Genomic DNA, 23,278 nt, shown 5'->3' with positions numbered 1-23,278 from the left:
GCCACAGCCTCACGGTGACGTAAACGTAACGGGAACAGTTGAGAGGGCAACTGAACGGCTGCTCAATTGTTTCTGGACGTTGAATTGCGGTGACTTTGAGGTCGCCTTCGTCGGAACGCCGCCCGGAGCAAGCCCGCTCCCACATTTAACCGTGTTCCTCCAGAAGGAATGCAGTCGAATGTGGGAGCGGGCTTGCTCGCGAATGGGGGCGACGCTTAGTAAGCCGTCTTGCCCGTATGGTTATTCAACGAAATAACCTTGGTCTTGCCGATGCGGTGACGGTAGATCTCGCGCAGGTACTTGATCGCTTTTTTCACACAATCGCGCGACAGGCGGATGTCGTTGATCGAAACGAATTTTTCCTTGTCGTTGATCAGTTCGCGGTACTTCTTCTCGTACATCGGCTTGATCGCGTACCAGTTGGTATCGAGGATCTTTGCCGGGTTCTCGAATTCGTTGAGCAAGTCGTCGATCCGGCCTTCGTCGAATTCCTCCTGGACGATGAAGTCCAGGATCGAGTTGTCCAGGGTTTCGTCGAAACGGTAGGCAGACTTCGCAAAGCAGCGCTTGATGAAGGCCACGATCAGCGTCAGGAAATCGTCCGACAGGCACGGGCTCTTGGCGATCAGGGTGGTCAGCGACAGGTTGGCCGATGCACCGATCACCAGCGCGTAGCGCTTGAGCGTGGTGTTGGGGAACAGGCTGTTGAGGTGAGTCTTCAACCGGTTCAGGTCCATGTAGGACAGCTTGTAGTCCTTCGGCAGGGAAACGATCGACACCACCGACGAGCAATTCTTGAAGAAATGCAGGTCATGCAGGGCCGCCGCGTCATAACCCGAGTTCTTGTACTGCTCCAGCGACGCGCGATAGCGCTTGGACTCGATCGGCAACAGGCTGATGCCTTCGATGGCCTGGGTGACCTTGTTGAAGTGCGGCAAGTCGATCGAACGGAAGAACAGGTCATCGATGTTCAGGCGCTGCGGCTCTTTCTCGAACACCTTGAATTTGTCGCTGCTCGGCGGCGGGGTTTCCGGCACCACGGACTCGGCATAGGCAATCGCCACCGGGCCGGCCAGGCTCATGAACAGGTCGTTGGCGTCCAGGCGGATGGTTTCGCCGATGTCGATGCCGGCACGACGGAAATAGTTCTGGTCGTAGTCGGTGGTTACCGCCTGGGCCGTCAGAATGTTGAAGATCTGCTGCGAGATGTATTGGTTGGCGTGCTTTTCCATGGCATTGACATCAATGTTCTGGATATTGCCGTCATCGTTCTCTTCGGCGTAACGCATGATGTCGTTGGAAATCAGCATCATCGCGTTCCACGGGCGGATGCGGCCCATGACGCTGGCTTCGCTGCTGTCTTCGTTGGCGAAGTTGTAGGAGAAGTCCCACTCTTCCGACAGGTACTTGCACAGCAGGCGACCGGCGTTGATGTGCAGCGCCTCGGACATTTCACTGCGGTGATCGGAAATGTTCGGCAGTACACAGATGCCACTGGTGAAGATCGGTTCGAAGACGAAGGAGTGGCCGCTCTTGCTGTCGTGCTCGTCCATCGGTTTGGTGTCGAACGTCTTGTTCATGTACGAGTGTTGCTGGGCCAGGCCGAATTCCGAGGCCATGCCCGAGCCGGTACCGCCGCCGGCACTGAAGATCGAGAAGTACAGGCGCGACTGGTTGGCCTTGATACCGCAGCTGTCGATCAGGTACGAGTGAATCATTTTCCAGTCAGGGCTGGAGAAACGCTGGGTGTCCTTGTTCAGGATGATCTTGGCCAGGTACTGGCCGAGGATCGGCGCGTTACCGGCGCCGCCGGCGTGGACTTCCGACAAGTCCATGATTTTCATCTTGCTGTAGTCACGCAGGAAACCGCTTTTTTCGCCCTTGCGCGAGAAACGGATGCGTCCGGCGATGTCCTTGTCCAGGTCGCCGAGCATCACCAGCGGCTCGACCAGAAACACCGGCTTGGTGTTTTTGTTCTGGCCCAGGCGCAGGTTGTTGCGGATCCACTGGGCCGGGCTGTAGCCCTTTTCGGCAAATCGCTTGTCCGGCGACAGGCGATCTTCGTTGTTGAATTCGTTGAGGTAGAACTTGCGGGCGTTGTACACCAGCTCCGCCACGTCCAGCGCAATGTTCGAGCCGCAGCGGCCCAGGCCGATCAGGCACACCGACGGGAATTCCTGGTCGTTGTGCTGTTCGCTGTCGCCGTCCAGATGCGGTGGGCGCGGGAACACCATGTCGCGCAGGCCGTCGAGGTTATCGAGGATGCGGTCGGTGTTGGTTTCGGTGAAGTACAGGTATTGCTGGGTCGCCAACGGGCGGGATTGAATCAATGGCTTCGGTGATGACGGGCTGTTGGCCGCGGGGCTCAACGTCAGATCGGTTACCGCAGTGGCCGGGGTGTTTTTAGAAGTCATTGTTCGCCATCTACCTGGGCTGATTGGTTGGCCGACTCACTGTCGTCGAACCGTCACGGAATAGAATCGCGTCTTTTTTCAGCGCGTACTTGGACCATGCCTTGGTCTTTAGCCTGAGCGTCACTCGGAGTGAATCCTTTCCTAAGTCATGATGGATCGGCCAATATTTGGCGATCTTTAATCAAAAGGAGGCTAAATGATGTCAACGCTACCTTCGCTGGGGTTTGCCGGGATCGGCCTGATGGGGCTGCCGATGTGCCGGCGCCTGCTGGCCGCGGGCTATCCGCTGGCGGTATGGAATCGCAATCCGGACAAGTGCAGGCCGCTGGTGGAGGCAGGCGCACGCCAGGTCGCCAGCCCGGCCGAACTGTGCCAGCACGCCGACGTGGTGATGTTGTGCCTGGCGGATACGTCGGTCGTACGCGAGGTAGTGTTTGGTCCGGCAGGCATTGTCGAGGGGGCAGGAAAAGGCCGGTTGCTGGTGGATTTTTCCAGTCTGGAACCCAATGCCACGCGGGAAATGGCCGCGGAGCTCGCCAGTAGAACCGGCATGGGCTGGCTCGACTCGCCGGTGTCCGGTGGCGTGGTCGGTGCCGAGGCTGGAAGCCTGGCGATCATGGTGGGTGGCGAGTCACGGGATCTGGAACGGGTTCGTCCTGTTCTGCTGAACCTGGGGCAGCGGGTGACGCACATGGGCGGCGTCGGGGCAGGGCAGGTGACCAAGGCGTGCAATCAGATGATCGTCGCCTGCAATGCATTGGTGATTGCCGAAGTGGTCGCGCTGGCCGAACGTTCCGGGGTGGATGCAAGCCTGATCGCCGAAGCGCTGGCCGGCGGCTTTGCCGATTCGAAACCGTTGCAGATCCTGGCCCCGCAGATGGCTGGAAACCGTTTCGAACCGGTCAAGTGGCACGTGCGCACGTTGCTCAAGGATCTGGACACAGCGGTGAAGTTTTCCCGTGAGCAAGGCTCGGCTACACCGATAAGCGGTCTGGCCGCGCAGTTGATGCGCCTGCATGGAAGTCAGGGTTTCCTTGAAAAAGACCCGTCTACGTTAGTGCAGATGTACCGTGAGCCAGACTCAGCGTCGTGACGGTATAGGCGTGTTTGCGCTGGTTGATTTCGTTCAGCACCGGATGCAGCTCGGCCAGTGGCACCGGCCGACTGAGCAAATATCCCTGGACGAAGTCACAGCCATGGTTTTCCAGGAACTGGTATTGCTCGAAGGTTTCGACCCCTTCGGTAACCACTTGCAGGTGCAGGGTATGGGCCATGACGATAATCGCCTGGACAATTTCCATGTCCTGGGTGGCCTTGGGGATGTCCTGGATGAACGAGCGGTCGATTTTCAGCGTGTTGAGGGGCAGGCGCTTGAGGTAGGCCAGGGATGAATAGCCGGTGCCGAAGTCATCGATCGACAGCGACACGCCAAGGGCGCGTATCTGCCGCAGCAGCACCAGGGTATTGGCGATATTGCCCATCAAGGCGTTTTCCGTGACCTCCAGTTCCAGGCGGTGGGGTTCCACACCGGCGGCCCGCAATGCGTACTCGATTTCATCGGCCAGTTCTTCGCGCGCCAGGTTCAGGGGCGAGCAATTCACGGCGATCTTGAGCTCTTCACAGCCCTGGCGCGACAACTTGCCCAGATCCTCGCAGGCCTTGCGCAGCACCCAGTTGTCCAGCTCGGCGATCAGTCCGTTGGCCTCGGCGATGGCGATAAAACGATCCGGTACGAGTAAACCGTGGACCGGGTGTTGCCAGCGGATCAAGGCTTCGAGCTTGCTGACCTGACCCGTCTTGAGGTCATAGATCGGTTGGTAATAGAGCATCAGGCCGGTGTCTTCACGCAGGGCGTGGCGCAACTCTTCTTCCAGTTGCAGCTCCAGCGTGGCGCGGGTTTTCAGGTTGGCGCTGAAAAAGTTCAGGCTGTTGCGGCCGCTGCCCTTGGACTGATACAGCGCCAGGTCGGCGTTCTTCAGCAGTTCCTCACATGTCTTGCCGTCTTCCGGAAACATGCTGATGCCGATGCTGGTGGTCATGACCATGCGCCGGCCGGCCAGCTCGATGGGTTCTTTCATTTTCAGCATGATGCGTTGGGCCAACTGCCGCGCTTCGTCACGGTCATGCAGGTCAATGAGCAGGCAGAATTCGTCGCCACCGAAGCGTGCGACCACATCCTCGTGACTGCGAATCGAGCTCTTGATGTGCCCGGCAAGCACTTTGAGCAGTTCGTCACCGGCATCGTGGCCAAGACTGTCGTTGATCCGCTTGAAATGATCGATGTCCAGGAACAGGACCGCCAGCATCCCGGTCTCATTGGTTTTCTCGATGAGCTTTTCGGCGAAGGCCTGGTTGAACCCGCGGCGATTGATCAAGTTGGTCAGCGGGTCGTAGTGCGCCACCTGCTGCAGCGACATGCGGGCCTGGTCCAGCTGGCTGAGCAGGGAGTTGACCCGTTGCAGGTCGTGGTCCTTGTGTTGCAGTTTCTTGTCCGCCAGTGCCGCACTGATGCTGCTGCCGATGATCAGCAGGGTCATGACCGTCACGGTCAGCGCCAGTTGCAGATGGCTTTGTTCGCCGGATTGCGCTGGCAGGCTGCCGTTGGGCAGTACCAGGTTGAAGGCGGCCATGGCAGTGAGGTGCATACTGAGGATGCCCGCCCCGAGCAGCAGGCTGGCGCAGCATTTGAAGAGCTGATGCAGCAAGCCGGCGCCATTGCGCAGATACCATGCCAGCAACAAGGCTGCCAGCGCGGCACCGATCGCGAGCGCGATGGAAAGGGCAAACAGACCCGGATGGTAATAGACCGAGGCACTGGAGTGCATGGCCGTCATGCCCACGTAATGCATGGTCGCGATACCCAGGCCAATCCCGATCGATGCCTTGAGGCACTGTTGCAAATTCAAATCAGGGAGGCTGAGGGTATGCATTGCCAGCCACGCGGCGAGCAGCGCGATGGTTAGCGAGAACACCGTGACAGGCAGTTGGTAGTAAAGGCCGATAGGCGCCTGGAATGCCAGCATCCCGACAAAATGCATGGCCCAGATGCCGCCGGCCAGGCATCCGCTGCCCACCCAGCGCCATCGTGTTTTGGAGGCGGATTTTTCAGCGTGAGCAACCCGTTCGGCCATGTCCAGTGTCGCGAAACAACCGACACAGGCGACCAGATAAGCCAGTAGCACCAGAAAAGGGTCATGTGCGCAATTGAGTATGACCTGCCCACTCTCTGGTAGCTCGGTAATGAAATGCAAACCAAGCCACTCCATAGCATGCCCCATCGTTATCCCTCAGGCCGGCGCAAGGAGCGCCGGCGAATGCCTTGGAGTATAGAGGGCATGGATGGAGTGCAAGCGATAGTGGCACATTGGCACCAATGATTTTGATATTAAGCTAATAGCGATTGGTGCTAATACTCAGGCGATTTGCTTCTGAGGCGTCTCGAACGCGGGTTGCAGGGCCGGCAAGCCGAATGCGGCACGGGCCGCGTCGCAATCGGGATTGACCAGGCCATCGACCCATGAGGCGTCGAATTCCCGGCAGGTGCTGGAGCGTTTTTCGTAAATCGAGCACTGCACCGTACTGCCCACGTCGCCCACAAGGCTTGTGCAGCGCACGGGTTTACAGCCGGTGCCGATCATCGCGACCCGGCTGGGGCTGATCTGCTCGACGAGCTCATCGGGTACCGTCCCCCCGGCAGAAGCGCATTCACCCCAGAAAAATGACACGCGAAAATGAGAACAGCAGGCACCGCAATTCAGACACGGACTGGCTTCGGACATGGGCGATTATCGTAAGGAGGAGTGGAGACACAGGGGGGGAGCAAGGCCGCTATTCTAGGCTTCGCCAACGGCTTGGGAAGGGGGGTGGAAAGGTATTTTTCAACGAGCGGACGGACTGCGAAATACCCATCCTGCGAAAGCTCCTACAGGTTGCGTTCCATGGGTTGGTATCAGCCTGGCGAATAATGAAAGACAGGTGTGGCCGGCCTGTCTAGATTGCAAAGTCCGGGGGCAGTGACGCCCCAAAAACAATAAAAGAGACGGACCCATGCAGAACTCGACCCAAGCGGCCAATGCCTGGCGCATCCTGTTCCTGTTGTTCCTGGCCAACCTGTTCAATTTTTTCGACCGTACCATCCCGGCCATCATCATCGAGCCCATTCGCATGGAATGGCACCTCAGTGATTTCCAGTTGGGGATCATCGGTACGGCTTTCACCATCGTCTACGCCATTGCCGGCTTGCCGTTGGGGCGCATGGCCGATACCGGTTCGCGCAGCAAGCTGATGGGCTGGGGGCTGGCGGTGTGGAGCGGGTTGACCGCCGTCAACGGTATGGTGGGCAGCTTCTGGAGCTTCCTGATCGTGCGCATGGGCATCGGCATCGGCGAGGCCAGTTACGCGCCAGCCGCCAACTCACTGATCGGCGACTTGTTTCCGGCGCACCGCCGGGCGCGGGCCATGGGCATCTTCATGCTCGGGTTGCCGTTGGGGCTGTTGCTGGCGTTCTTCACCATCGGCGCAATGGTCAAGGCGTTCGATAGCTGGCGCGCGCCGTTCTTTATCGCGGCGGTGCCCGGGCTGATCCTCGCGATCTTCATGTTTTTCATCAAGGAACCGAAACGCGGCGCCGCCGAGAGTGTTCAGGTATCGCAGGAAAAGATCGATCGGCCGATCCGTCGGGTATTGGCTGTGCCGACATTCCTGTGGCTGGTGATGGCCGGCCTGTGTTTCAACTTCGCCACCTATGCCTGCAACTCGTTTCTGGTGCCGATGCTGCAACGGTATTTCCTCATGCCGTTGCAGGAGGCCGCGGTCGCCACCGGAGTCATTGTCGGCGTGACCGGGTTGTTCGGCCTGACCCTCGGTGGCTGGATCGCAGACAAGATTCACCAGCGGATTGCCAATGGGCGGCTGTTGTTTGCGGCGTTCAGCCTGATGATTTCGACGGTCTGCACCGCGTGGGCGCTGCATTCCGGGCGCATCGAGATTGGGGTGTTTGTCGCCGTATTCAGCGTCGGCTGGCTGTTCGCCTACAACTTCTACACCTGCGTGTACACGGCGATACAGGATGTGGTGGAGCCGCGTTTGCGGGCGACGGCAATGGCGTTGTTCTTTGCCGGGTTGTACCTGTTGGGCGGTGGCTTGGGGCCGGTGGTGGTCGGCGCCTTGTCAGATCACTTTGCCCACTCGGCGATGCTGGCGGACGGTGCCGCGCAGATGACCGAAGCCTTCAAGGCGGTCGGCCTGCACGATGCGATGTACCTGATTCCGGTGGCGCTGTTTTTCACCGTGGTGTTTCTGTTCATGGCTTCGCGGTGTTTTGTGCGCGATGCCAAGCGGATGAAGGCGGGGTTGGTGGCGGTGGTTGAGCCTGAAGGTTCAGTGGTGACTGCCTGATCGCTTTCGTCGGAACGCCGCCCGGAGCAAGCCCGCTCCCATAGGTTCTGTGGTGTTCACAGATTCTGTGTACGACGCGGACACTGTGGGAGCGGGCTTGCCCGCGAAGAGGCCATCACCAGCGCTACAAAGTTCAAATGAATAAAAAGGCCCGCATCACTGCGGGCCTTTTTTTCAGCAAGGTGGAGTAGGGGACTTAACCCGCCACCAACACCCGAATCGCTTCCAGTCGCAGCGCAGCCTTGTCGAGCATGGCCAGGCCTTGCTCGCGTTGTTTGCGCAGGGCAACCAGTTCGCTGTCGCGCACGGTCGGGTTGACCGCTTGCAACGCGGTCAGGCGCGCCAGTTCTTCTTCGGTATCGGCTGCCAGGCGACGCTGCGCTTCGGCGACACGCTCAGTGTGGCGAGGCAGGATCTTCGCTTCGCCGGCATTGATCCGTGGCGTCAGCTGGTCGCGCTGGGCCTGGATGAACTTGTTGGCGCTGGCACGCGGCACGCTTTCGAGTTGATCGTTCAGGGTTTCGAACGAGACGCGGGCCGACAGGTCGTTGCCATTGGGATCGAGCAGGCAGCGCAGGGCGGCCGGCGGCAGGTAGCGGCCCAGTTGCAGCGAGCGCGGGGCGACCACTTCGCTGACATACAACAGTTCCAGCAACACGGTGCCCGGCTTGAGTGCCTTGTTCTTGATCAGTGCCACGGCGGTGTTGCCCATGGAGCCGGACAGCACCAGATCCATGCCGCCCTGAACCATCGGGTGCTCCCAGGTGATGAACTGCATGTCTTCGCGAGACAGCGCCTGGTTACGGTCGTAAGTGATGGTCACGCCTTCGTCGTCGCCCAGCGGGAAGCTGGCGTCGAGCATTTTTTCGCTCGGCTTGAGGATCAGTGCGTTTTCCGAATGGTCTTCGCTGTCGATGCCAAAGGCGTCAAACAGTGTTTCCATGTAGATCGGCAGCGCGAATTGATCGTCCTGCTCAAGGATATCTTCCACCAGTGCATCGCCTTCGCCCGCGCCACCGGAGTTCAGCTCCAGCAAACGGTCGCGGCCGGTGTGCAACTCGGCTTCCAGGCGCTCACGCTCGGTGCGGGCTTCGTCGATCAGCGCTTGCCATTCGACATCGTCGGCTTCTTCGAGCAGCGGCAGCAGGCGCGGGCCGTACTGGTGCTGCAAGGCGTTGCCGGTCGGGCAGGTGTTGAGGAAGGCGTTCAGAGCTTCGTGGTACCACTGGAACAGACGTTCTTGCGGGCTGGTTTCCAGGTACGGCACATGCAGTTCGATGACGTGTTTCTGGCCGATCCGGTCCAGTCGACCGATACGTTGTTCCAGCAGGTCCGGGTGGGACGGCAGGTCGAACAGCACCAGGTGATGGGAGAACTGGAAGTTGCGGCCTTCACTGCCGATTTCCGAACAGATCAGCACTTGCGCGCCAAACTCTTCGTCGGCGAAGTAGGCGGCGGCGCGGTCACGCTCGAGGATGTTCATGCCTTCGTGGAACACCGTGGCCGGGATGCCGGAACGCACGCGCAGGGCGTCTTCCAGGTCCATGGCGGTTTCGGCGTGCGCGCAGATCACCAGCACTTTGGTGCGCTTGAGCATCTTCAGCTGATCGATCAGCCATTCGACACGCGGGTCGAATTTCCACCAGCGTTCTTCTTCGCTGGCATCCGGTTGGGCCTGGAAGCTGACTTCCGGGTACAGCTCGGCGTGATCGCCCAACGGTAGTTCGAGGTATTCGTCCGGGCATGGCAGCGGGTACGGGTGCAGCTTGCGCTCCGGGAAACCCTGCACGGCGGCGCGGGTGTTACGGAACAGCACGCGGCCGGTGCCGTGACGGTCGAGCAATTCGCGCACGAGGCGGGCGCTGGCTTCGGTGTCGCCATCGTTGACGGCGGCCAACAGGGCTTCGCCTTCGTTGCCGAGGAAACCGTGGATGGTCTCGTGTGCTTGCGGCGAAAGACGCCCCTTGTCCAGCAACTCCTGAACGGCTTCAGCCACCGGGCGATAGTTTTCGCTTTCGGCGCGGAAGGCTTGCAGGTCGTGGAAACGGTTCGGGTCGAGCAGGCGCAGACGAGCGAAGTGACTGTCCTGGCCCAGTTGTTCCGGGGTGGCGGTCAACAGCAGCACGCCAGGAATGGTTTCGGCGAGTTGCTCGACCAGCGAGTATTCAGGGCTGACCTGATCTTCGTGCCACACCAGGTGGTGAGCCTCGTCGACCACCAGCAAGTCCCAGCCTGCCGCGAACAGCGCGTCCTGGGCTTTCTCGTCGTCCACCAGCCACTCAAGGGCGACCAGCGCGAGTTGGGTGTCTTCGAACGGGTTGCTGGCATCGCTTTCGATGAAGCGCTCTTCGTCGAACAGTGCAACCTGCAGGTTGAAGCGACGGCGCATCTCTACCAGCCACTGGTGCTGCAGGTTCTCCGGAACCAGGATCAGCACACGGCTGGCGCGGCCCGAGAGCAATTGGCGATGGATCACCAGGCCGGCTTCGATGGTTTTGCCCAGGCCCACTTCGTCGGCCAGCAGAACCCGTGGCGCGATTCGGTCGGCGACTTCGCGGGCAATGTGCAACTGGTGCGCGATCGGTTGCGCACGCACGCCGCCCAAGCCCCAAAGGGAGGACTGCAACTGGCGGCTGGTATGTTCCAGGGTGTGATAACGCAGGGAGAACCAGGCCAACGGGTCGATCTGGCCGGCGAACAGACGGTCACTGGCCAGGCGGAACTGGATGAAGTTCGACAGTTGGGTTTCCGGCAGAGTGACCACTTCGCTCTGCCCGTTGAGGCCGTGGTAAACCAGCAGGCCATCAATGTCGTCGACTTCGCGGACGGTCAGTTTCCAGCCTTCGAAGTGAGTGATGGTGTCACCCGGCGAAAAGCGCACGCGGGTAAGAGGCGCATTCCGTAGCGCGTACTGGCGAGTGTCGCCAGTGGCCGGGTAGAGCACGGTCAACAAGCGGCCGTCCTGTGCCAGAACGGTGCCTAATCCCAGCTCGGCTTCGCTGTCACTGATCCAGCGTTGCCCCGGTTGATACTGCTGCGCCATGCTGCCTGACTCCCACCTGAAAAAGCGGGCTATCTTAACGGAATGAGGGCTTCAGGGCCAAAGGACTCTCAGAAAAACTCACAGTCTTACGTTAGCCCACGTATGCATGACGCGCCGCTCGGTGCACTAATGAGTGCCAATTGGGTCACAGTTTGCGACCGATGGCTCAAGTCGCCATCCCCGCAGCCGACAGCCTGCTGACAGGAGACCGAAAATCATGCTGCCACCGATGCTCCCCCTGAGTGCCGTGCCGATCACTTCACAAACCGACCCGATCCGCCAGCGTCCGGATATTCCACCGGTGGTGTCGGTGCAGGAAAGCTCCAGTGAAAGCACCATTGACCTGCAAAAGCGCAATCCTGAAGAGGACGGGGCAGTGCTGCGCGAGGAGCAGCGCCGCAGGCAGGAGCAGGAGCGGCGCCGTCGTGAAGCCGATAATGACCCCGAGGCTCACCTGGCGATTCCCGGCGATGAACTCAATGCCGACAACACCGTACCGGTCGCACCGCTGATGGAAGATCAGCCGCGGCAGGGACTGTGGGTCGATATCGAGATTTGAGTGCAGGCTGGTCAGCGCGGCCGTCAGGCCGCATTATTGGCGGCAGGGTTGCCGAACGCTACGGCGGCTGAAACTCATTTCAAGCGATGCACTGACCGCCATGAGCCAAGACGACAAACTGATTGACCTCAATGCTGAACGCGCCAAGCGTGTTCATGACCTCAATGACAAGCGGCTCAATGAAGTTCGCCAGGCGTTCGAGCAAGCCATGCCATTGGGCAAGGCCAAAAAAAAGCCGAAAAACAAACCGAAAAAACGCTGATCCCCACCCCGCATTCATTGATGCGGGTCAAACTTTTCCCTTCCTCTTGCCCGGTCTCGGGCGACATTGATCCCGGTCAATATTCTGTCCTGCCCGTTTGGTTAACTTAGCCCCATCGCAACAGGGCAAGTTCAGGAGACGCGTCATGTTTTTCGACAACGTGGTGATCGCCGGGGTGCTGACTGTCAGCCTCATGTTGGTTTTTTTTGCAGGATTCGGATTTTTTATCTGGAAGGATTCGCATAAGCGGAAGTAACCGCAGGTCTTTCTGGATGTAATGAGCACGCAAGGCATTTTGGGCAACTTCGGTTGCCCTTTTTTTTGCCTGCGAAAAACTATCGGTAAACACGTAACCCTGTAGGAGCGAGCTCTGCTCGGGATGACTGCAAGGACAACGCGTACATTCAGGCAGCCCGCGTCATCGTTGGCGTCCATCGCGAGCAGAGCTCGCTCCTACAGTGATTTTTTGTGATTGGCGGATATAAAAAAGGCGCGGTCCTTGCGGAGCGCGCCTTTTTCGATGCGGCTGTATCAGCTACCCAGTGCCTTCGAGGCCAGCCAGAACAACCCGGCCGACAGGGCCACGGTGGCTGGCAGGGTCAACACCCAGGCCAGCAGGATGGTTCTGACGGTGCCGCCTTGCAGGCCGCTTTTGTTGGCGACCATGGTGCCCGCTACGCCGGAGGACAGCACGTGGGTGGTGGAAACCGGCAGGCTGAAGATGTTCGCCATGCCGATCAGGCTGGCGGTGGTGATCTGCGCCGACATGCCCTGGGAGTAAGTCATGCCTTGCTTGCCGATCTTTTCGCCAATGGTCAGTACCACGCGTTTCCAACCGACCATGGTGCCCAGGCCCAAGGCCAGTGCTACCGCCAGAATCACCCAGAACGGGGCGTATTCGGTAGTAGTGGTCAGGTCTTTGCGCAGCTTGTCCAGGTCAGCCTTTTCACGCGCCCCGAGAGTTGGCAACTTGCTGACTTTCTTCGCGGTGTCGTCCAGGCAGAGCAGGTAACGACGTACTTCGATGCGGCTTTCCGCCGACAGCGAATGGTAGTCGGCTACACCCTTGAGGGTGTCGAGCAGGGCGGTAATGGTCGGTTCGGTCTGTTGCGGGTTGCAACGGAATTTCTCCGGCAGGTCGCCGTCCAGGCTCTTGCCCAGGGCCAGGAACTCGCCCAGGGTTTCGGAATTGCGCTGGTAGAACTGGCTCAGGTGCAGGGTCGCGTCGCGAGTCCGCTCGATCTGATAGGTCGTGCTGTTCAGGTCGAGGACGAACTGCGCCGGCACGATACCGATCAGGACCAGCATGATCAGGCCGATACCTTTCTGGCCATCGTTGGAACCGTGTACGAAGCTCACGGCCATGGCCGAGATCACCAGTACCAGGCGATTCCAGAACGGCGGGTGTTTTTTGTCGTCGATCTTGCGGCGCTGTTCCGGCGTCTTGTGCATCTTCGACAGCGGACGCCACCATTTAAGACCGATCAGGATCAGCGCGGCGATCAGGAAGCCGGCCATTGGCGAGAACACCAGCGACATGCCGATATCGATCGCCTTTTGCCAGTTCACCCCGTCGGCCAACGGAATTTCGTTGATCAGGGCGTTGGCCAGGCCCACGCCGAGGATCGAACCGATCAGCGTGTGGGAGCTGGAGGCGGGGATACCGAAGTACCAGGTGCCCAGGTTCCAGGTGATGGCTGCGGCGAGCAACGAGAACACCATCGCCAGGCCATGGCCGGTGTTCACATTGATCAGCAGTTCTACCGGCAGCAGGTGGACGATGGCATACGCCACGCCGACCCCGCCCAGCAGCACGCCGAGGAAGTTGAACACACCGGAGAAAAACACCGCCAGGTGAGGCGGCATGGCTTTGGTGTAGATAACGGTGGCCACCGCGTTAGCGGTGTCATGAAAGCCGTTGATGAACTCGAAGGCGAGGACAAAGGCCAGGGCGAGCAAGAGGCTCACAAGCACCCAAGCATCCAGTCCGCTGAATAAATCGATCATGAAGGTTTTCTGACCCGGTCATAAGGGGGCGCGATTATGCCAGAAAAGACTGCTAATCAATGCACTAGCTGCTCATCGGTAACATTCTTCAACGAATTTTTTTGCCGCAGCACCTAAAACCCCAGGGTTTTGCTGTGTTTTTTAAGTGGTTGATTTCGTTGAAAAAATACGCCGTAACAAAACCTTCACGACCCGGGAAGAGGGGCTTGAATGGTTGTACGAAAAATCTGAGAAATAGGTCAGATATCAGAAATCCGCCTGATTCTACGATGGTGATGGCCGCTGCCCGCTTGTAGCGGGCGCGAAAGGCAACATCAATACATCCCGCTTTTAACAGGTGCAGAGGCAGGCCCTTGTAAGGATCAGGCCAAAGCAGTCACGGCTCTTCGGCTTTGAGTTCCTTTTCCATTTTTTGAAGTTCTTGCTGGAAAACCTGATCCTGAACGGTGGCGCGTTTACGCCAGGGTTTGCGTTCCGGTTCGGGTTGAGCGGCGTAAGTGGTGACTTCTCCGCCGTAAACTTCCTTGTAACGTTGTTCCTGGCGCTCTAGTTCCGCGCGCAGTTCGTCTTTCGTCACAGTGCTACCTGATTGAGTTTGGATAAATTCTGGTGAAAACGCGCTGTATCAAATCGACTGATCACGTTCATCGAATGGGCAATGCCCCTCAAGGCATCGTTTTGGCAACGGCGTGATCAATACTTCCATGTCACAGGCGGCTACGACACCAGAGATAAATAGCTGACGTAGCTTCAGTCTCCTGTTTCAGCAAGCGCAATGGCAAGGCTGTGCAATGCGTATCTGGCGCTTGCTACGGGCAACGGCGATGGAACATCGCATTGCCGGGCAGCGGGTTCGGCAAGTAAAAAACCGAAGTGCTACTGAATTGTATTATAGCGGCCGATTTGAAGAACACTATCTCCAAAGAGTTAAAAGTGAATCTTGGTGTGTGACCGTTTTGTTGCTCAAAACTTGCGATTAACTGGAACGTCGACTGATACCACATCGCCGAGATGCCTTTCTGACGCCGTTAAGCCGAACAAGTTTCGGTATTTGGATTGCTTCATTAAGTCCTGTGTCAAGTCGATGTAAACAGCGGTTCGTGAGTCAGCGGAAAACCGGGTATCAGCGGATCGGGTGATTGACAGGGTGGATTGCGATTATCGGTCGAGCGTTCGATAATCGCCCGGAGATGGCGGGCCGGGCTTGAGTGCCAGGCGGTAGCCCTTTGTAATAGTCGCTGATCCGAGTGGGTAAAAGGACCTTGTATGAACGATCAAATGCGCAATTCCTTCGCTTCAGTGGCTCCCCCCATCGTTGCCTCACCGGCCAAACGGATCCAGGCGCTGACCGGCGACCCGGACTTCATGACGTCCCTTGCCCGTGGCCTGGCCGTGGTGCAAGCGTTTCAGGAGCGCAAACGGCACCTGACCATCGCCCAGATCAGTCACCGCACGGAAATTCCCCGCGCCGCCGTGCGACGTTGCCTACACACCTTGATCAAACTCGGCTACGCCACCACCGACGGCCGCACCTATTCGTTGCTGCCCAAAGTGCTGACCCTCGGCCATGCCTATGTGTCATCGACGCCGCTGGCGGTTTCCGCCCAGCCTTACCTGGACCGCATGAGCGAGCAACTGCACGAGGCCTGCAACATGGCCACGCTGGAAGGTGATGACATTCTGTACATCGCCCGCTCTGCGACCACCCAACGCCTGATTTCGGTGGACCTGTCGGTGGGCGGGCGCTTGCCGGCCTATTGCACGTCGATGGGGCGGATTCTGCTGGCCGCGCTGGATGACACTTCGCTGGGCGAATACCTCGATCACGCTGAATTGCAGGCCAAGACCAGCCGTACGATTCACACCCCCGAGGCACTGCTCGAATGCCTGCAAGAGGTGCGGCAGCAAGGCTGGTGCATCGTCGACCAGGAGCTCGAGCAAGGGCTGCGTTCGATTGCCGTCCCGGTGTATGACGCCTCTGGCCAGGTGGTCGCGGCCCTCAATGTCAGCACCCACGCCGGGCGAGTCAGCCGCAATGAACTGGAACAGCGTTTTCTGCCCGGCCTGCTGAGTGCCAGTCGCGACCTGAGTACCCAGTTGTTCTCCTAAGCTGTTCGATAAACGCACAGAGTCGCGTTCAGCGAATTGACGCTGTTTCCTGTGGATCATTACTGTCGCGACTGCGTCAGCCCCGGCTGGCCCCTTTTCGACTGTGATCCACGGAATAAAAATAATGAACCAGCCTCAGTCTGCTGTAGGTAACTGCCTCGACGTGCAGTCCTTCATCAACGCTCAACCCATTTCGCGCTACCAGTGGCGGGTGGTGATCCTGTGTTTTCTGATTGTCTTTCTCGACGGCCTCGATACCGCGGCCATGGGCTTCATCGCGCCGGCGCTGTCTCAGGATTGGGGGATCGATCGTGCCAGCCTTGGCCCGGTAATGAGCGCAGCCTTGATCGGCATGGTCTTCGGTGCACTGGGCTCCGGTCCTTTGGCTGACCGCTTCGGGCGAAAAGTCGTACTGGTTGGGGCGGTGTTTCTATTCGGCGCCTTCAGCCTGGCCTCGGCCTACAGCAGCAATGTCGATCAGTTGCTGGTATTGCGCTTCCTGACCGGCCTGGGTTTGGGCGCAGGCATGCCGAATGCCACGACCCTGCTGTCGGAATACACCCCGGAGCGCAAGAAGTCCCTGTTGGTGACCAGCATGTTCTGCGGTTTCAACCTCGGCATGGCCGGCGGCGGATTTATCTCGGCCAAGCTCATTCCGGCCTTTGGCTGGCACAGCCTGCTGCTGATCGGCGGAGTTCTGCCGCTGATCCTCGCCGTCGTTTTGCTGCTTTGGCTGCCGGAGTCGGCGCGTTACCTGGTAGTGCGTAACCGCGGTACGGACAAAGTGCGCAAGGCACTGGCGCCGATTGACCCGACAGTGGTGGCCCAGGCATCCAGTTTCAGCGTGCCGGAACAGAAAACCGTGAAGGCGCGCAATGTGTTCGCGGTGATCTTCTCCGGCACCTACAGCGTCGGCACCTTGCTGTTGTGGCTGACCTACTTCATGGGCCTGGTGATCGTTTACCTGCTGACCAGTTGGCTGCCGACGCTCATGCGTGACAGTGGCGCAAGCATGGAGCAGGCCGCCTTCATCGGTGCGCTGTTCCAGTTCGGTGGCGTGTTGAGTGCGGTGGGTGTGGGCTGGGCGATGGACCGGTTCAATCCGCACAAGGTCATTGGCACGTTCTACCTGCTGGCCGGGGTGTTTGCCTACGCGGTAGGGCAGAGCCTGGGCGACATCGCGCTGCTGGCAACGCTGGTGCTGGTGGCCGGGATGTGTGTCAACGGAGCGCAATCGGCAATGCCGTCGCTGGCTGCGCGTTTTTATCCGACTCAGGGGCGGGCCACCGGGGTGTCGTGGATGCTCGGGATCGGTCGCTTCGGCGCCATCCTCGGGGCGTGGATGGGCGCGACGCTGCTGGGGCTGGGCTGGAACTTCGAGCAAGTGCTGACGGCGCTGGTGATTCCGGCGGCGCTGGCGACCACGGCGGTGGTGATCAAGGGCATGGTCAGTCATGCGGATGCGACCTGACAGCCTGATCCGGAATCTCGTGTGTATTTGAAGGCCTCTTCGCGAGCAAGCCCGCTCCCACAGGGATAAGTGTGATCCTTGTGGGAGCGGGCTTGCTCCGGGCGGCGATCCGACGAAGCTTTTTGGGGATAGGTAGCCAGACAACAATGTGTTCGATAATCGAACGCTCAGTCGATTATCGGATTGTTTGGCCTTTTTCAGAAGCTTAACCTTCAGTCATTCCGGCGCTGCGCATCGGCGCCTTCTTCCACTGTCGGTTAACAATAAACGGGAGCCTGCCCCAATGGCTGAAATCCTTTCGCTGCACGACGCGGTGAAGCAATTCGTAAACGACGGCGATACGGTCGCGCTCGAAGGCTTTACCCACCTGATCCCGACGGCGGCGGGTCACGAAATCATTCGCCAGGGCAAGAAAGACCTGACCCTGGTGCGGATGACCCCTGACTTGATCTACGACCAGTTGATCGGTGCTGGTTGTGCCCGCAAGCTGATTTTCTCCTGGGGCGGCAACCCGGGTGTCGGCTCCCTGCATCGCCTGCGTGACGCGGTGGAGAAACAGTGGCCGCATGCGCTGGAGATCGAAGAACACAGCCATGCCGACCTGGCCAATGCCTACGTCGCCGGCGCTTCCGGCCTGCCGTTCGCGGTCCTGCGTGCCTACGCCGGTTCCGACTTGCCGAAGGTCAACCCGCTGATCAAGTCGGTGACTTGCCCGTTCACTGGTGAAGTACTGGCCGCCGTGCCTTCGGTGCGCCCGGACATTACCGTGATTCACGCGCAGAAAGCCGACCGCAAGGGCAACGTGCTGCTCTGGGGCATCCTCGGCGTGCAGAAAGAGGCCGCACTGGCCGCCAAGCGCTGCATCGTCACCGTTGAAGAGATCGTCGACGACCTCAATGCGCCGATGAACGCCTGTGTGCTGCCCACCTGGGCCTTGAGCGCGGTTTGCCACGTACCTGGCGGCGCGCACCCGTCCTACGCCCACGGTTACACCGAACGCGACAACCGTTTCTACCAGGCCTGGGACCCGATTGCCCGCGATCGTGAAACCTTCACCGCGTGGATCAACGAATACATCCACGGCAGCGCTGACTTCAGCGAGTTCCAGGCCAAACTGGCCGCCGCTTCGGAGGCGAAGTAATGACTTACACCACCAATGAAATGATGACTGTCGCCGCCGCTCGCCGTTTGAAGAATGGTTCGGTGTGCTTCGTCGGTATCGGCCTGCCGTCGAAAGCGGCCAACCTGGCGCGCCTGACATCCTCTCCTGATGTAGTACTGATCTATGAATCGGGTCCGATCGGTGCCAAACCAAGCGTACTGCCATTGTCGATCGGTGACGGTGAGTTGGCGGAAACCGCCGACACCGTGGTACCGACTGGCGAGATTTTCCGTTACTGGCTGCAGGGCGGACGCATCGACGTCGGTTTCCTCGGCGCGGCGCAGGTCGACCGTTTCGGCAACATCAACACCACCGTGGTCGGCGATTATCACGCGCCGAAAGTGCGCCTGCCAGGCGCCGGTGGCGCGCCGGAGATCGCCGGTTCCGCCAAGAGCGTGTTGATCATCCTCAAGCAGTCGGCGCGTTCGTTCGTCGATAAACTCGACTTCATTACCTCGGTCGGCCACGGCGAAGGCGGCGATTCGCGCAAGCGTCTCGGCCTGCCGGGCGCCGGCCCGGTCGGGATCATCACCGACTTGTGCATCATGGAGCCGGAGGAGGGTACCCACGAATTCGTGGTCACCGCGCTGCACCCGGGCGTGACCCGCGAGCAAGTGGTCGCCGCCACCGGTTGGGCAATCCGTTTTGCCGACAACGTTGAGCAAACCGCCGAGCCGACCGAGGTCGAACTGACCGCGCTGCGTGATCTCGAAGCCCGTACCGCTGCGGCACACGGCCAAGCCCCGGGAGAAGCGTGATGCGTGACGTTTATATCTGCGACGCGATTCGTACCCCCATCGGCCGTTTCGGCGGTGGCCTGTCGACGGTGCGTGCCGACGACCTGGCCGCCGTGCCGATCAAGGCCTTGATCGAGCGCAACCCATCGGTGGACTGGAACGCGGTGGACGAGGTGTTCCTCGGCTGCGCCAACCAGGCCGGTGAAGACAACCGTAACGTCGCGCGCATGGCGCTGTTGTTGGCGGGGTTGCCGGAAACCATTCCCGGCGTGACCCTCAATCGTCTCTGCGCTTCGGGCATGGATGCCATCGGTACCGCGTTCCGCGCAATCGCCAGTGGCGAGATGGAGCTGGCGATTGCCGGCGGCGTCGAGTCGATGTCCCGTGCGCCGTTCGTGATGGGCAAGGCCGACGCAGCGTTTTCGCGCAACATGAAGCTCGAAGACACCACCATCGGCTGGCGCTTCATCAACCCGCTGATGAAAGCGCAGTACGGCGTGGACGCGATGCCGCAGACCGCTGACAACGTGGCCGACGACTACAAAGTGTCCCGTGAAGATCAGGACGCCTTTGCCTTGCGCAGTCAACAACGCACCGCCGCCGCGCAATCCGCCGGGTTCTTCGCCGAAGAAATTGTCGAAGTACGGATTGCCCACAAGAAGGGTGAAACCGTGGTCAGTCAGGACGAGCATCCTCGCGCCGACACCACCCTGGAAGCCCTGACCAGACTCAAACCGGTCAACGGCCCCGACAAAACCGTCACCGCCGGCAATGCCTCCGGAGTGAACGATGGCGCAGCGGCGCTGATCCTGGCCTCGGCCGAAGCCGTGAAGAAACACGGCCTGACCGCCCGCGCCAAAGTGCTGGGCATGGCCAGTGCCGGTGTCGCCCCTCGGGTGATGGGCATCGGCCCAGTGCCGGCGGTGCGCAAACTGACCGAACGCCTCGGTGTGGCGGTCAGCGATTTCGACGTCATCGAACTCAACGAAGCGTTCGCCAGCCAGGGCTTGGCGGTGTTGCGTGAACTGGGGATCGCGGACGACGCGGCCCAGGTCAATCCGAACGGTGGTGCGATTGCCTTGGGTCATCCGTTGGGCATGAGCGGCGCGCGACTGGTGTTGACCGCGTTGCATCAGCTGGAAAAAACCGGGGGCAAGAAAGGTCTGGCGACCATGTGCGTCGGCGTCGGCCAGGGTCTGGCCTTGGCGATCGAACGTGTCTGACACGTCCCGTCGACTAACAAGAACTGAGGAAAGTGTAATGACTGACAAGCCTGGATACCGTCGCCCGCAGGCGGGCACTCAGCCGGAGTACCTGCACCCGACCTATCAATCCACCAACTTGCGCTCGCCGTCCAAGCCGTTGGTGTTTCTGCCCCATTCGTTGTCGGAAATCACCGGACCGACCATCGGCGCCGAGCGCGTCAACGAGAAGGATAACGACCTGACCGCTCAGCATGAGGGGCAGCCACAGGGTGAGCGCATCATCATTCACGGCCGTGTCCTGGATGAAAACGGTCTACCGGTGCCGGGGATTCTGGTAGAGATCTGGCAGGCCAACGCCGCCGGCCGCTACGCCCATGCTCGCGACCTGCACGACGCACCGCTGGACCCGAATTTCACTGGCACCGGCCGCACCGTGACCGACGCCGATGGCTGGTATCAGTTCCAGACCATCAAGCCTGGCGCTTATCCATGGGGTAACCACCACAACGCGTGGCGCCCGGCGCATATCCATTTCTCGCTGTTCGGGCCGAGTATTCTGACGCGCCTGGTGACGCAGATGTATTTCCCGGGTGACCCGCTGCTGGCGTACGACCCGATCTACAACTGCGTGCCCGATACCAGCGCCAAAGAGCGTTTGATCGCCACGTTCGATCTGGAAAAAACCATCCCTTCCTATGCCCTCGGTTATCGCTGGGACATCGTATTGCGCGGCCGCGATGCCACGCCGATGGAGAAATAAGATGACGCTGACTGCGACCACGTCCCACACCGTCGGGCCGTACTACCACATCGGCCTGACCTGGCTGAACCGCGAAAACCTGACCGTCGAACAAACCCTGGGCGAGCGCGTGGCGATCACCGGGCAAGTGGTCGACGGCAATGGCGACATCGTCAACGACGCGATGCTGGAAGTCTGGCAGGCCAACGCCGCCGGCAAGTATGACCACCCCGAAGACGACCAGGACAAACCCCTGGACCCGAACTTCGAAGGCTTTGGTCGGGTGCCGGTGGATGCCGAAGGACGTTTTCGTTTCACCACCATCAAGCCGGGTACTGTCGAGGGACTCAAAGGCACGACTCAGGCGCCGCACCTGGTGGTGCTGGTGTTTGCCCGTGGCCTGGTGAAGCACTTGCTGACACGGATTTACTTCGATGGCGAAGCGGCGAATGTGAACGATCCGCTGCTGGAGTGCGTGCCGGCCGAGCGTCGGGGTACTTTGCTGGCGAAGAAGGATGCAAGCGGTGTGTACCAGTGGAATGTGATTCTGCAGGGTACCGATGCCGAGACGGTGTTCTTTGATTATTGAGTGAACACCATAAATCCCTGTAGGAGCGAGCTTGCTCGCGATGGTCGTCAACAATTACGCGTATCGATGGATTGACCGTGTCGCTCTCGCGTCCATCGCGAGCAAGCTCGCTCCTACAAGGGATCGCGTTACCGATCCATCTGTGGAACGGGGCTGTTGCAAAGTGTGTCTAGACTCTCACTGTCCCCATTGAGTGAAAAACAATGACAACGCCAACCGCTACACCCGCGTTATATACCGGCGAAGAGCGCAGAAAACGGATCTTCGCCATTGTCGGCGCCTCGTCCGGCAACCTGGTCGAATGGTTCGACTTCTATGTCTATGCCTTCAGTGCGCTGTATTTCGCGCCGGCCTTTTTCCCCTCCGACAACCCCACGGTGCAGTTGGTCAATACCGCGGGCGTGTTTGCCGCCGGGTTCCTGATGCGACCGATTGGCGGCTGGATTTTCGGTCGGTTGGCAGACAGGCACGGGCGCAAGAATTCGATGTTGATCTCGATTCTGATGATGTGCTTCGGCTCGTTGCTGATCGCTTGCCTGCCGACCTATAGCAGCATCGGGATCTGGGCACCGATCCTGTTGCTGTTTGCGCGTTTGCTCCAGGGCCTGTCGGTAGGTGGCGAGTACGGCACCACCGCCACCTACATGAGTGAAGTCGCCCTCAAGGGGCAGCGCGGTTTCTTCGCTTCGTTCCAGTACGTGACGCTGATTGGCGGGCAACTGCTGGCGGTATTGGTCGTAGTGATCCTGCAACAGTTCCTCAGTGAAGACGAGTTGCGTGCCTACGGTTGGCGGATTCCCTTCGTGGTGGGGGCCATGGCGGCGCTCGTGTCGCTTTATCTGCGTCGTTCGCTGAAAGAAACCACCAGCAAGGAAATGCGCGAGAACAAGGACGCCGGCAGCATCAGCGCACTGTTCCGCGACCATAAAGCCGCGTTCATCACCGTACTGGGTTACACCGCCGGTGGTTCGCTGATTTTCTACACCTTCACCACGTACATGCAGAAGTACCTGGTGAACACCGCCGGCATGCCGGCCAAGACCGCCAGCTACATCATGACCGGCGCGCTGTTCCTCTATATGTGTATGCAACCGGTTTTCGGCATGCTCGCCGACAAGATCGGCCGGCGTAACTCGATGCTCTGGTTCGGCGCCCTCGGCACGCTGTTCACCGTACCGATCCTGTTGAGCCTGAAAAGTGTCAGCAGCCCGTTCCTGGCCTTTGTATTGATTACCCTGGCACTGGCGATCGTCAGTTTCTACACCTCCATCAGTGGCCTGGTGAAAGCCGAGATGTTCCCGCCAGAGGTGCGTGCACTGGGTGTCGGCCTGGCGTATGCGGTGGCGAATGCGATCTTCGGCGGTTCGGCGGAATACGTGGCCTTGAGCCTCAAGGCCGGGGGGATGGAAAACTCCTTCTACTGGTACGTCACGGTGATGATGGCGGTGGCGTTCCTGTTCAGCCTGCGCCTGCCGAAACAAGCCGCGTACCTGCATCACGATCTTTGATCTTTTCGCGGGGGGCGGGGGGGGCCCCCCCGCCCCGCAATTTTTTTTTTTCAGCGGCCCGGGGGAGAAATTTTTT

19 protein-coding genes are annotated in these 23,278 nt (G+C 59.8%); 13 read left to right on the top strand and 6 right to left on the bottom strand.

Going from position 1 to position 23,278, the window contains the following annotated elements; genetic code table 11:
- Positions 1 to 215: 215 nt before the first annotated feature.
- Positions 216 to 2,414, bottom strand: coding sequence for a hypothetical protein (locus tag ACCD00_RS11340; RefSeq protein ID WP_413424481.1), 2,199 nt, complete (start codon positions 2,412 to 2,414; stop codon positions 216 to 218).
- Between the two features lie 196 nt (positions 2,415 to 2,610).
- On the opposite strand from ACCD00_RS11340, the gene ACCD00_RS11335 reads away from it, so the two are divergent.
- Entirely contained in the window at positions 2,611 to 3,507 is an 897-nt protein-coding gene (locus tag ACCD00_RS11335) for an NAD(P)-dependent oxidoreductase (RefSeq protein WP_413424479.1), read from the top strand.
- Here the strand turns inward: ACCD00_RS11335 and ACCD00_RS11330 are convergent.
- Together ACCD00_RS11330 and ACCD00_RS11325 are read right to left on the bottom strand one after the other, a co-directional pair.
- On the bottom strand, positions 3,464 to 5,680 hold the full coding sequence (locus tag ACCD00_RS11330; protein ID WP_413424477.1) for a putative bifunctional diguanylate cyclase/phosphodiesterase: 2,217 nt from the start codon (positions 5,678 to 5,680) through the stop codon (positions 3,464 to 3,466). The genes ACCD00_RS11335 and ACCD00_RS11330 overlap by 44 nt on opposite strands.
- Positions 5,681 to 5,827: 147 nt before the next feature.
- Complete coding sequence (locus ACCD00_RS11325) at positions 5,828 to 6,193, bottom strand: YkgJ family cysteine cluster protein (protein ID WP_008016472.1); 366 nt, start codon at positions 6,191 to 6,193, stop codon at positions 5,828 to 5,830.
- A 268-nt stretch (positions 6,194 to 6,461) separates the two neighbouring features.
- On the opposite strand from ACCD00_RS11325, the gene ACCD00_RS11320 reads away from it, so the two are divergent.
- Positions 6,462 to 7,811: a spinster family MFS transporter gene (locus tag ACCD00_RS11320; RefSeq protein ID WP_413424475.1), complete on the top strand. Its 1,350-nt coding sequence runs from the start codon at positions 6,462 to 6,464 to the stop codon at positions 7,809 to 7,811.
- A gap of 196 nt (positions 7,812 to 8,007) precedes the next feature.
- Here the strand turns inward: ACCD00_RS11320 and rapA are convergent, their stop codons facing one another.
- A complete protein-coding gene (gene rapA, locus ACCD00_RS11315) occupies positions 8,008 to 10,854 on the bottom strand; it encodes an RNA polymerase-associated protein RapA (RefSeq protein ID WP_413424473.1) in 2,847 nt (948 codons plus the stop codon).
- 217 nt (positions 10,855 to 11,071) lie between these two features.
- On the opposite strand from rapA, the gene ACCD00_RS11310 reads away from it, so the two are divergent.
- The 3 genes from ACCD00_RS11310 (at position 11,072) to ccoM (ending at position 11,931) form a co-directional block, all read left to right on the top strand.
- Complete coding sequence (locus ACCD00_RS11310; protein WP_413424471.1) at positions 11,072 to 11,413, top strand: aspartate-semialdehyde dehydrogenase; 342 nt, start codon at positions 11,072 to 11,074, stop codon at positions 11,411 to 11,413.
- Between the two features lie 100 nt (positions 11,414 to 11,513).
- Positions 11,514 to 11,675 carry a hypothetical protein gene (locus ACCD00_RS11305; RefSeq protein ID WP_008016476.1) on the top strand — a complete coding sequence of 54 codons (162 nt, stop codon included), beginning with the start codon at positions 11,514 to 11,516 and terminating at the stop codon, positions 11,673 to 11,675.
- 145 nt (positions 11,676 to 11,820) lie between these two features.
- Positions 11,821 to 11,931: a cytochrome c oxidase subunit CcoM gene (ccoM, locus tag ACCD00_RS11300; RefSeq protein WP_008016477.1), complete on the top strand. Its 111-nt coding sequence runs from the start codon at positions 11,821 to 11,823 to the stop codon at positions 11,929 to 11,931.
- A 275-nt stretch (positions 11,932 to 12,206) separates the two neighbouring features.
- On the opposite strand, the gene ACCD00_RS11295 is transcribed toward ccoM, so the two are convergent.
- Both ACCD00_RS11295 and ACCD00_RS11290 read right to left on the bottom strand, forming a co-directional pair.
- On the bottom strand, positions 12,207 to 13,682 hold the full coding sequence (locus ACCD00_RS11295; RefSeq protein WP_413424468.1) for an inorganic phosphate transporter: 1,476 nt from the start codon (positions 13,680 to 13,682) through the stop codon (positions 12,207 to 12,209).
- Positions 13,683 to 14,058: 376 nt separating this feature from the next.
- Positions 14,059 to 14,259 (bottom strand): hypothetical protein, encoded by a 201-nt coding sequence (locus tag ACCD00_RS11290; protein WP_007986337.1) that lies wholly within the window; start codon positions 14,257 to 14,259, stop codon positions 14,059 to 14,061.
- A 689-nt stretch (positions 14,260 to 14,948) separates the two neighbouring features.
- On the opposite strand from ACCD00_RS11290, the gene pcaR reads away from it, so the two are divergent.
- The 8 genes from pcaR to ACCD00_RS11250 all read left to right on the top strand — a co-directional run bounded on the left by pcaR (position 14,949) and on the right by ACCD00_RS11250 (position 23,202).
- Positions 14,949 to 15,791, top strand: a complete 843-nt coding sequence (gene pcaR, locus ACCD00_RS11285; protein WP_008016479.1) for a pca regulon transcriptional regulator PcaR — start codon at positions 14,949 to 14,951, stop codon at positions 15,789 to 15,791.
- A gap of 124 nt (positions 15,792 to 15,915) precedes the next feature.
- Positions 15,916 to 17,262: an MFS transporter gene (locus tag ACCD00_RS11280; RefSeq protein ID WP_413424465.1), complete on the top strand. Its 1,347-nt coding sequence runs from the start codon at positions 15,916 to 15,918 to the stop codon at positions 17,260 to 17,262.
- 283 nt (positions 17,263 to 17,545) lie between these two features.
- Positions 17,546 to 18,403, top strand: a complete 858-nt coding sequence (locus ACCD00_RS11275) for a CoA transferase subunit A (RefSeq protein WP_008016482.1) — start codon at positions 17,546 to 17,548, stop codon at positions 18,401 to 18,403.
- The gene (locus tag ACCD00_RS11270; RefSeq protein ID WP_057400795.1) at positions 18,403 to 19,182 is read left to right on the top strand and encodes a CoA-transferase subunit beta; all 780 of its coding nucleotides are present in this window, start codon (positions 18,403 to 18,405) and stop codon (positions 19,180 to 19,182) included. The genes ACCD00_RS11275 and ACCD00_RS11270 overlap by 1 nt, the downstream gene beginning before the upstream one ends.
- Positions 19,179 to 20,384 carry a 3-oxoadipyl-CoA thiolase gene (pcaF, locus tag ACCD00_RS11265; RefSeq protein ID WP_413424463.1) on the top strand — a complete coding sequence of 402 codons (1,206 nt, stop codon included), beginning with the start codon at positions 19,179 to 19,181 and terminating at the stop codon, positions 20,382 to 20,384. The genes ACCD00_RS11270 and pcaF overlap by 4 nt, the downstream gene beginning before the upstream one ends.
- 37 nt (positions 20,385 to 20,421) lie before the next feature.
- Positions 20,422 to 21,126 carry a protocatechuate 3,4-dioxygenase subunit beta gene (gene pcaH / locus ACCD00_RS11260; protein ID WP_108216752.1) on the top strand — a complete coding sequence of 235 codons (705 nt, stop codon included), beginning with the start codon at positions 20,422 to 20,424 and terminating at the stop codon, positions 21,124 to 21,126.
- 1 nt (position 21,127) lies between these two features.
- Positions 21,128 to 21,694: a protocatechuate 3,4-dioxygenase subunit alpha gene (pcaG, locus tag ACCD00_RS11255; RefSeq protein ID WP_057400792.1), complete on the top strand. Its 567-nt coding sequence runs from the start codon at positions 21,128 to 21,130 to the stop codon at positions 21,692 to 21,694.
- A gap of 203 nt (positions 21,695 to 21,897) precedes the next feature.
- Entirely contained in the window at positions 21,898 to 23,202 is a 1,305-nt protein-coding gene (locus tag ACCD00_RS11250) for an MFS family transporter (RefSeq protein ID WP_413424460.1), read from the top strand.
- The last annotated feature ends 76 nt before the right edge of the window (positions 23,203 to 23,278 follow it).

Origin of the sequence: Pseudomonas sp. Pseusp3 (assembly GCF_047304225.1) — a bacterium.
In the GTDB taxonomy this organism is placed as follows: Bacteria; Pseudomonadota; Gammaproteobacteria; order Pseudomonadales; family Pseudomonadaceae; genus Aquipseudomonas; species Aquipseudomonas fluorescens_CD.
Note: the sequence above shows the minus strand (reverse complement) of the source record. Positions and strands in the feature narration are given on the sequence as shown.